Raw genomic sequence first — 9320 nt, forward strand, 5'->3', positions numbered from 1 at the left:
GTAAATTGATTCGCCATAACTGTTGATTTACCTTGTAAAAAAACACTGATTTCTTTATGATCGTAAAAATTTTTTTGTCGCTAGTTTAATTAAACAACCGAAATTAAATTTTTGTTTAAATAATAAAAATTATCGTTGTAATAATTGAATACTAATTGGAGATCTTGAATGAGCAATGTTCCCGTTAATAACGGCCGACGACGCTTTTTAACCGCGGCTACTTCTGTAGTTGGTGGTGTAGGTGTAGTTGGTGTAGCTGTGCCTTTCATTGGCTCGTGGAACCCAAGTGCTAGAGCGAAAGCTGCTGGTGCGCCGGTTGAAGTTAATGTAAGCAAAATTGAGCCAGGCCAAATGATCCGTGCTGAATGGCGTGGTAAACCTGTCTATATAATTCGTCGTACGGATGAAATTATCAATGCGTTACCTAAGCATGATGATCTATTACGAGACCCAGAGTCGAATGAAGCTCAACAACCTGCTTATGCTACTAACCCTTACCGCTCAATTAAACCTGAGTTTATGGTAGCGTTAGGTGTTTGTACTCATTTAGGTTGTGCTCCAACTCATCATAAAGGTGATTTTGAAGAGTTTGTTACGGGTGTTAAAAATGGATTTTTCTGTCCATGTCATGGTTCTAAATTTGATATGGCTGGTCGTGTATTCCAAGGCGTTCCTGCACCGTTAAACTTGGTAGTTCCTGATCACTCTTTCCCAACTGAAGACACCTTACTTATTGGTGTTGCACCAGGAGAAGCATAATGAATAGCTTTATGGCTTGGATCGAGAAACGTTTACCATTCATGGATGCCATGAATAAACATGCTATCCAATATCCAGCACCTAAAAATTTCAACTTTTGGTATGTGTTTGGTATTTTAGCGACTGTTGTTTTAGTAAACCAAATACTTACAGGTGTTTGGTTAACAATGAATTACGAACCATCAGGTGATGGTGCTTTTGCTTCTGTTGAATATATTATGCGCGATGTTGACTACGGTTGGTTGCTACGTTATATGCATTCTACGGGCGCTTCAGCTTTCTTCATTGTTATTTATTTACATATGTTCCGCGGTGTTATGTATGGTTCTTACCAGAAACCACGCGAACTTCTATGGATCTTCGGTATGCTAATTTACTTAGTACTAATGGCTGAAGCATTCATGGGGTATTTATTACCATGGGGTAACATGAGTTACTGGGGGGCACAGGTAATTATTTCATTATTCGGTGCTATTCCTGGCATTGGTGAAGATTTAACAATTTGGATCAAGGGTGACTATGTTATCTCTGGTGCTACGTTAAACCGTTTCTTCGCGCTGCATGTTATTGCTTTACCACTTGTTCTTGTCATTCTTGTGTTTTTACACATTTTAGCATTACACGAAGTAGGTTCTAACAACCCTGATGGTTCTGATATTAAAAAACCTAAAGGTAGTATGAAACCTGAAGAGTTATCTAAGTTTACTTTCCATGAGCAATATACTAAAAAGTATGACATTGTTGATGCGATACCTTTCCACCCTTACTACACAGTTAAAGACTTGGTAGCCGTTGTTATTTTCTTAATTTTATTCTCTTGGGTAATGTTTTTCTTCCCTGAAGGTGGTGGATATTTCCTTGAGCCGCCAAACTTTACGCCTGCTAATGGCTTAAAAACGCCTGAGCATATTGCTCCTGTTTGGTACTTTGGACCTTTCTACACCGTACTACGTGTTATTCCTGATAAATTATTAGGTATGATTGCGATGTTTGCTGCAATAGGTATGTTATTCGCTTTACCTTGGTTTGACCGTGGTGTTGTTCGTTCATTCCGTTACCGTAGTAAATTACATCTTTTAAACTTAACTCAATTTGCTATTTGTTTTGTTGCGTTAGGTGTTTTAGGTACTATGCCAGCTTCTGATCTAGCTAACCTAATTGGTAGACTTGCAACTTTAGGCTATTTTGGTTTCTTCGTCTTCCTATGGTTTTATAGTAAAGGTGAGAAAACTAAGCCAGTTCCAGAGAGGGTAACAGGATAATGAAAAAGTTAATTTTAGCTTTATTAGCGCTTGCTCCTATGCTTGCTATCGCTGCAGGTTCTAGCTTACATCTAGACAAAGCGGAAAATGATTTATCAGATAAAGAATCACTTAAACGTGGTTTTGAATCTTACTTAAACTATTGTTTAGGTTGTCACCAACTGCAATATCAACGTTATAATCGTACGTTTAAAGATTTAGGTATTGAAGAGGCTGAAGGTGTTAAAAACTGGATGCCTACAGGCGAAAAATCCGGTGATCATATTCTAAATACTATGCCAGCTAAAGATGCAGCGGCTTGGTTTGGTAGCACGCCGCCTGATTTAACATTGGAAGCTCGTTTTAGAAGCCCTGATTATATTTATACTTACTTGCGTTCTTTCTATGCTGATGAGAACCGTCCGTTTGGTGTAAATAACAAGGTCTTCCCTGATGTTGGTATGCCGCATGTTTTACAAGGCTTACAAGGTGTTCGTACCGTTAATGAACATGGTGAGCTAGGTGAAGCAAAAGGTGGATCAATGACGGAAGAAGAGTACGATGCTTTTGTTCGAGATTTAACCAACTTTTTAGAATATACCGCTGAACCAAACAAACTTGAGCGTAAAAGCTTAGGTTATTGGGTTATCGGTTTTCTATTTATCTTCTTGATCTTTGCGTACTTATTGAAGAAAGAATATTGGAGAGATGTACATTAGTTTATAGCTGTGTATTGTATCTTTCTTGATTGGGGGCTTTGTGCCCCCTTTGTTAGTTTTTATTTATAGAATTTTGGGAGTCAAAATGGCCGTAACTGCAAACAAGCGCTCTGTTATGAATTTATATTCACATGCTGATGATATGTATAGTCATCAAACACGCATCGTATTAGCAGAAAAGGGTGTTGGTGTAGACATACACCTAGTTGATTTGGCAAACCTGCCGGAAGACTTACTAGACCTAAATCCATACGGTACTGTTCCAACGCTTATTGATAGAGAATTAGCGTTATATGAAGCAAGTATTATTATTGAATATTTAGATGAACGTTTTCCTCATCCACCATTAATGCCTGTTTACCCAGTTTCACGTGGTAGAAGCCGTTTAATGATGCATAGAGTTGAGCAAGATTGGTATAGCTTAGCTAAAATTATTTATAATGGTCCTGCTGAAGCGGCGACTAAAGCACGCCAAGAGCTTAAAGAAAGTTTATTAAGTGTTGCTCCTATTTTAAATGAAGCGCCATACTTTATGAGTGAAGAGTTTAGTTTAGTGGATTGTTACTTAGCTCCGTTATTATGGAGATTACCTGTTTTAGGTATTGAACTTGACGGTCAAGGTTCAAAAGAATTAAAAACATATATGCTGAAAGTATTTGAACGTGAATCTTTCCAAGCATCTTTAACTGAATCTGAGCGTGAATTACGCTTTGGAAATCCAGTATAGTGTCTGACGTTAAAATGACATCTAATAAGCCTTATATTGTTAAGGCTTATTATGATTGGATTTCTGATAATGAGTTAACTCCTTATATCATGGTAGACGTAAATGTTTACGGTGTATTGGTTCCTATGGGCTACGTTACTGACGGGCAAATAGTACTTAATATATCTGGTGGTGCTATAGGCGTTATTTCGTTAGGCGGAGAAACTATTGAGTTTAGTGCTAGATTTGGTGGTAAGCTCGAGCATATTGTTGTGCCTTATGGCGCAATAGGTGCCATTTACGCGAAAGAAACGGGTGCTGGTACTTCGTTACCCATTGAACACCCCGTTGATGTAGAAGAAGAGCCTAGGGCAACGCTGAAAAGTGTTGATAACTCTAAGCAAAGCACTTCATCTAAAGCTAAACCGAAAGGTGGGGCTACGCTAAAAGTCATTAAATAGTCTATTTAGGCGTAATAAAAAAGCAAGCGACTCGCTTGCTTTTTTTGTGTCTAAAAATTGTGAGAGGTAGCTATAAATATTCAAACATTTTATAAACTCGGCTAACACCACTAATGTTACGAGCAACATTAACCGCAATATTTGCATGGTTCTCTGGTAATAAGCCCATTAAAAATACTTCACCATTTTCGGTTACTACTTTTACATCTGCAGCACTTATATTTTCGTTAGCAAGTAGGGCAGCTTTTACTTTTGAAGTTAACCATAAGTCGTTACTTTTTGTTGTTGCTGAAACAGTATTACCAATTCTTATTTGGTTATGTACTTTTAAAACGCCATTAATATTGCTCAACGTTTGCATGGCTAAATCGCGTAGTCTTGTATTAGGGGATTGCCCAACAGCTAATACGCTACCATTTACGCTAACTACTTGAATATTTGTATACTCATGTAGCTCTGTAAGCTTAGTGAGTTCATTATGAGCAACCAGTTCAATACGTTGGTCATCAATTTGTTTACCTAACGTGCGATTGTCGGTTGCAACGCTTGCACCACCAACAATCGCGACAACAGCGGCTGCAGCACAGCCTTGTAAAATACCTATACAGGTTAATACCAGTACGGTTTTTTTGAAGCGCATATTAATCTTCCGCTTGTGGAAATAAAGTTGTGTCTATGATGTCACACAGACAATGTATAACAAGTAGATGTACTTCTTGAATACGTGCCGTTCGTGCTGAAGGAACACGTATTTCAACATCGTTTTCACCTAATAAACCGGCTATATCGCCACCGTCTTTACCCGTAAGTGCAATAATAGGAATATCTTTAGATACAGCAACTTCAATTGCTTTTATTACGTTACGAGAGTTACCGCTGGTTGATATGGCTAATAACACATCCCCACTATTGCCTAAGGCTCTTAATTGCTTAGAAAAAACTTCATCATAGTGATAATCGTTAGCGATTGAAGTTAACGTTGATGTGTCAGTAGATAATGCGATAGCCGGTAATGGTGGACGTTCAGTTTCATATCGGTTAAGTAATTCAGCTGAAAAATGCTGAGCATCACCTGCAGAACCGCCATTACCACAAGAGAGGATTTTGTTTCCAGCTAAAAGGCTTTGAACCATAATTGTACTTGCTTGTTCAATAGGGCCTGCAAGCACTTCACTCGCTGCAATTTTGGTTTGAATACTTTGTGTAAAGTTACTTTTTATTCTTTCTAACATGGCGTTATTAAGTTCCGTTAGGTATTAAAAGGCATTTTTAAGCCAGTTAATATTAGGGTTTTTTATGTCACCTTCTAATGCGACTATATCGAATCTACAAGGTGTATTATATTCATTTAATTGCTTTTGTTGCAGATAATATTTAGCACAAAGGCGCAATTTTTGTTGTTTGCTTGGACTTACAGCAACTAAGCTACCGCCAAATTGATCATTTTTTCGATATTTTACTTCTACAAACACATACATGTTGTTATCAAGCATAATAAGATCAATCTCACCGTACTTGCTATGAAAATTTTGATCCAATAATGTTAAATTTTGTAAAATTAAATATTCAGAGGCAAAATCTTCCGTTATTCTACCTGTATCTGTAGTGGTTTGCTTTTTATTCCATATCCACTTCTTTAACTGTTCCATTAGTGTATTGTCCCCAGAGAAGGCTTCGAGAAATAATATTATCTGCTCCCATTTTTAATTCTCCTGTTTGTCCGTAGTGTCGTAAATATGGGAGTTCTTTCAGTTGTTTTAGTTTAGATACCACAAATAAGCTGTCGTAACCTAGTGCATAAATACGTTGTAAACTTTCAGATCGGTTAGGCCATAAATTTTGGCTTGTTGTGTTGGCTTCTTTGTTTTGCCATTGGCTATCTAAAAGCCAAGGGATTTCTGAAAAAGTTAGCCCTGCTAAATCTCTGATCTCTGCATCATCATTTGAACCGTCATAGCTTAACGAGCTTGCAAACATAGGAATTGTATTTGAATAGGTACTGGTGTTCACATCTATAAATGGTTTTATTAAGCGCGTATGTGTAGTGGGAGCGGCAATAAATATCATGTCGATATCACGTCTATTACGATTTTCAGTTTCTATTTTTTGTCTTATTTGTGCTTCAAGGTTTCTGATTCGAGCTTTACTTACATCAATGTCTAAACTTAATTTGAGTGACTTTTGCATGTTTTCATTAGCTTCAAGTATTACAACTTCAAGCATAGTCCCCGTTAAAGACTGCCATTTATTTGCAAAAGATGAGGCTATTTTTCTGCTGACATTGTCTTGTGTTGAAAATAACACAGGGTGCTTGTAGTTTTTGTTCGACAGTACGGTTGCTGCTTGAATTGCTTCATCTTCTCTTTTCATTGAAAAGGCAAAGTGATTCACACCTAATATATCTAAGGTGGGAATATTCAATAATAATGAAGGCAGTTCAATATCGGCTTGCGCAATATACTGATCAACGTTGGGCTTTAGAATTGGCCCAATAACATGATCTATTTCTTCGTCAGTAAAACGTAAACCGAGTGTAGTGAAGTCGAGCTTGTTGGTATCAATAAAAGTTAAGCTAATGTCGTTATTTGTGTATGCCGCTAAAACACCTTGTTGAACTATTTCACCAATACTTTTGTGTTGCCCTGAAAGGGGGAGTAATACGGCGATATTTTTAACTAAAGGCGCTTCAATTTCACTTACAAGTAGTAGTTGTTCAGCAATAAAGTTAGCTGGGTGATTAGAATATTGCGATTGAAATTTAATGATTTGTTGATCGAGTATAAATTTGTTGTCTCCCCATTTATTCGCTTTGGTAATTAAATCTAACCAACCATCAAAATAAGGTAGTTGTTGTTTTTTTAACTGTTGTAATTCCCAGCTAGAGAGGGTGCTTAAATTATTCCATAAATTCATTATGTCGTCGGTAACTACGTTATCGTTTAAACTAAAGGCAAGTAAAGCAGCAGAGTTTGAACGGATAGGGTTATTTTTATTTTTTTCGATAACAGAAGCTAAGCGGTAATATTGGTAGTTAGCTGCGATTCGATTTTCGTCTATAAGCTTGTTTGCAAGTAATAGCTGTTCTTCTGCATCTTTAAGTTTATTTAAAGCAAGTAAACTTGCTGCTTTTACTAGAAGCGTTTCAAAGTTTTGTGAGTCACTCAAAGGTAACTTGTGGAGTTCGCCCGCGAGCCATAATGATTTTACTGGTTTTTTCTCGGTATTATAGGTGTTAGCTGCTTTTAGCATTAACGCTATAGCTGCTTGTGGGGATGCCTTTTCTGCTTGGCGTAAATAATCGCTAGCCGTAACCGTTTGTTCAGTTACTTCTGATATTTTATTTATCGTAACTGGCGGAGTTGATTTGCTTACTTTTTTAGGTGTAGCACAACTTGAAACTATCAGCACGGTTATAAAAACTGATAAAATCCGTTTTGAAAAAAAATATAATGTTGTTTGGGTCACTTATCATCAATCCATGCTTTATAATATACCCTTATAATAAACGTCATCCACGTTAGTCTCAACTAAAGCGAACATATTACATGCAAACATCTATCGACGCAGGCACTTTGTATATTGTAGCCACACCAATTGGCAACTTAACTGATATTTCTCAAAGAGCTTTAGACGTTCTTAGTCAAGTGGATTTAATTGCATGTGAGGATACTCGCCATACTCAAAAACTATTATCGGCGTATAGTATTAAAAATAGAACAATGTCGATGCATGATCATAACGAACGTCAACGACAAGAGCATATTGGTAATTTGTTATCTGAAGGGAAAAGTATTGCGCTTGTTTCTGATGCAGGTACGCCACTGATCAGTGACCCAGGCTTTCATCTAGTTAGGTACTGTCGCCAACAAAAATTAAAAGTATCTCCTATTCCAGGAGCATGTGCCGCTATTGCTGCATTGTCTGTAGCAGGCTTACCTACCGATAGATTTTCATTTGAAGGTTTTTTACCGTCTAAATCAGGTGCTCGCCAAGCAACATTATCAGAGCTAGCGAATGAAGAACGAACCATGGTGTTTTATGATGCACCCAGACGAGCGATAGATACCGTATCAGACATTGTGACTGTTTTAGGTGGAGAGCGTTACGTTGTTATTGCGCGTGAATTAACTAAAACCTTTGAAACGATTTATTCAGATACAGCTGAAAATTTACTGGCATGGTTGAATGAAGACCCGAATCAATTAAAAGGTGAAATGGTATTAATTATTGAAGGGTATAAAGTTGATCCTAATGCGATATCTCCTAAAGTTATTGATACCTTAAAGCTTTTGTTGAAAGAAATGAAACCTAAAACAGCATGTGCAATAACCGCAGAAATTTACGGTGTGAAGAAAAATGCACTTTACGATATTGCTTTGTCGCTAAAAGACTAAGCGCAAATAAACTATTTTATTATTGGTGATAGCGACGCTTTACTGTAGAATGCGGCGCGAGTTGACCAGACAATCGCTGCTTTATCGTTGTATTTCATGTTTCGACATTAAGTATACGGGTAGAGGGGAGGAAAGTCCGGGCTCCAATGAGCAGGGTGCCAGGTAACGCCTGGGCGGCGCAAGCCGACGACAAGTGCAGCAGAGAGAAGACCGCCGATGACCGCTTGCGGAACAGGTAAGGCTGAAAGGGTGCGGTAAGAGCGCACCGGACCACTGGTAACAGTTGGTTGCAGGGTAAACTCCACCCGGAGCAAGACCAAATAGGGTTTCATATGGCGTGGCTCGCGTTGAAACCGGGTAGGTTGCTTGAGCCTTAGAGCGATTTAAGGCCTAGACGAATGATTGTCCTAGACAAAACCCGGCTTACGGTCAGCTCACCAATTACAAGAGAAAGCCTTAATAGAAATGTTGAGGCTTTTTTTGTGTTTGAAATAAAGTTAATTAAACAAGACGAATGATTGTCCTATCCGCTAAACCTAAACTCGGCGGCTTACGGTCAGCTCACCAATTACAAGAGAAAGCCTTAACAGAAATGTTGAGGCTTTTTTTGTGTTTGAAATAAAGTTAATTAAACAAGACGAAGATTGTCCTATCCGCTAAACCTAAGCTCAGCGGCTTACGGTCAGCTCACCAATTACAAGAGGAAGCCTCAGCAGAAATGTTGAGGCTTTTTTTGTGTTTGAAATAAAGTTAATTAAACAAGACGAATGATTGTCCTATCCGCTAAACCTAAACTCAGCGGCTTGTGGTCAGCTCACCAATTACAAGAGAAAGCCTTAATAGAAATGTTGAGGCTTTTTTTGTGTTTGAAATAAAGTTAATTAAACAAGACGAAGATTGTCCTATCCGCTAAACCTAAACTCAGCGGCTTGTGGTCAGCTCACCAATTACAAGAGAAAGCCTTAACAGAAATGTTGAGGCTTTTTTTGTGTTTGAAATAAAGTTAATTAAACAAGACGAATGATTGTCCTATCCGCTAA

Annotated in this window: 10 protein-coding genes and 1 other RNA gene; 7 read left to right on the forward strand and 4 right to left on the reverse strand. The window is 37.9% G+C overall.

Features of this window, described 5'->3' with window-relative positions; translation table 11 throughout:
• Nucleotides 1–168 precede the first annotated feature (168 nt).
• The 5 genes from petA (at nt 169) to B0X80_RS17365 (ending at nt 3886) form a co-directional block, all read left to right on the forward strand.
• Nucleotides 169–759 carry a ubiquinol-cytochrome c reductase iron-sulfur subunit gene (gene petA / locus B0X80_RS17345; protein WP_077342591.1) on the forward strand — a complete coding sequence of 197 codons (591 nt, stop codon included), beginning with the start codon at nt 169–171 and terminating at the stop codon, nt 757–759.
• Complete coding sequence (locus B0X80_RS17350) at nt 759–2021, forward strand: cytochrome b (protein WP_077342593.1); 1263 nt, start codon at nt 759–761, stop codon at nt 2019–2021. The genes petA and B0X80_RS17350 overlap by 1 nt, the downstream gene beginning before the upstream one ends.
• Nucleotides 2021–2719, forward strand: a complete 699-nt coding sequence (locus B0X80_RS17355) for a cytochrome c1 (RefSeq protein WP_077342595.1) — start codon at nt 2021–2023, stop codon at nt 2717–2719. Before B0X80_RS17350 ends, B0X80_RS17355 begins: the two co-directional genes overlap by 1 nt.
• Before the next feature lie 85 nt (nt 2720–2804).
• Nucleotides 2805–3446: a stringent starvation protein SspA gene (sspA, locus tag B0X80_RS17360; protein ID WP_076417252.1), complete on the forward strand. Its 642-nt coding sequence runs from the start codon at nt 2805–2807 to the stop codon at nt 3444–3446.
• Nucleotides 3446–3886 (forward strand): ClpXP protease specificity-enhancing factor, encoded by a 441-nt coding sequence (locus B0X80_RS17365; RefSeq protein WP_245825487.1) that lies wholly within the window; start codon nt 3446–3448, stop codon nt 3884–3886. Before sspA ends, B0X80_RS17365 begins: the two co-directional genes overlap by 1 nt.
• A gap of 70 nt (nt 3887–3956) precedes the next feature.
• Here the strand turns inward: B0X80_RS17365 and dolP are convergent, their stop codons facing one another.
• The 4 genes from dolP to B0X80_RS17385 are packed head-to-tail and all read right to left on the reverse strand — an operon-like array spanning nt 3957 to nt 7294.
• The gene (dolP, locus tag B0X80_RS17370) at nt 3957–4526 is read right to left on the reverse strand and encodes a division/outer membrane stress-associated lipid-binding lipoprotein (protein ID WP_077342597.1); all 570 of its coding nucleotides are present in this window, start codon (nt 4524–4526) and stop codon (nt 3957–3959) included.
• Between the two features lies 1 nt (nt 4527).
• On the reverse strand, nt 4528–5118 hold the full coding sequence (locus B0X80_RS17375; protein ID WP_076417250.1) for a phosphoheptose isomerase: 591 nt from the start codon (nt 5116–5118) through the stop codon (nt 4528–4530).
• A 24-nt stretch (nt 5119–5142) separates the two neighbouring features.
• On the reverse strand, nt 5143–5535 hold the full coding sequence (locus B0X80_RS17380) for a YraN family protein (RefSeq protein WP_077342599.1): 393 nt from the start codon (nt 5533–5535) through the stop codon (nt 5143–5145).
• Entirely contained in the window at nt 5504–7294 is a 1791-nt protein-coding gene (locus tag B0X80_RS17385; protein WP_175623976.1) for a penicillin-binding protein activator, read from the reverse strand. Before B0X80_RS17385 ends, B0X80_RS17380 begins: the two co-directional genes overlap by 32 nt.
• A gap of 137 nt (nt 7295–7431) precedes the next feature.
• On the opposite strand from B0X80_RS17385, the gene rsmI reads away from it, so the two are divergent.
• Together rsmI and rnpB are read left to right on the forward strand one after the other, a co-directional pair.
• A complete protein-coding gene (rsmI, locus tag B0X80_RS17390; protein WP_077342603.1) occupies nt 7432–8280 on the forward strand; it encodes a 16S rRNA (cytidine(1402)-2'-O)-methyltransferase in 849 nt (282 codons plus the stop codon).
• Between the two features lie 57 nt (nt 8281–8337).
• Nucleotides 8338–8721, forward strand: an RNA gene (gene rnpB / locus B0X80_RS17395) — RNase P RNA component class A.
• Nucleotides 8722–9320: the final 599 nt, after the last annotated feature.

Origin of the sequence: Pseudocolwellia agarivorans, assembly GCF_002000085.1 — a bacterium.
GTDB classification, from domain to species: domain Bacteria; phylum Pseudomonadota; class Gammaproteobacteria; order Enterobacterales; family Alteromonadaceae; genus Pseudocolwellia; species Pseudocolwellia agarivorans.

What these genes read in the sequence shown, in the direction of transcription:
- rsmI (WP_077342603.1), top strand. Translation starts at nt 7,432, where the DNA reads ATGCAAACATCTATCGACGCAGGCACTTTGTATATTGTAGCCACACCA.
- dolP (WP_077342597.1), bottom strand. Translation starts at nt 4,526, where the DNA reads ATGCGCTTCAAAAAAACCGTACTGGTATTAACCTGTATAGGTATTTTA.
- B0X80_RS17380 (WP_077342599.1), bottom strand. Translation starts at nt 5,535, where the DNA reads ATGGAACAGTTAAAGAAGTGGATATGGAATAAAAAGCAAACCACTACA.
- B0X80_RS17355 (WP_077342595.1), top strand. Translation starts at nt 2,021, where the DNA reads ATGAAAAAGTTAATTTTAGCTTTATTAGCGCTTGCTCCTATGCTTGCT.
- B0X80_RS17350 (WP_077342593.1), top strand. Translation starts at nt 759, where the DNA reads ATGAATAGCTTTATGGCTTGGATCGAGAAACGTTTACCATTCATGGAT.
- petA (WP_077342591.1), top strand. Translation starts at nt 169, where the DNA reads ATGAGCAATGTTCCCGTTAATAACGGCCGACGACGCTTTTTAACCGCG.
- B0X80_RS17375 (WP_076417250.1), bottom strand. Translation starts at nt 5,118, where the DNA reads ATGTTAGAAAGAATAAAAAGTAACTTTACACAAAGTATTCAAACCAAA.
- sspA (WP_076417252.1), top strand. Translation starts at nt 2,805, where the DNA reads ATGGCCGTAACTGCAAACAAGCGCTCTGTTATGAATTTATATTCACAT.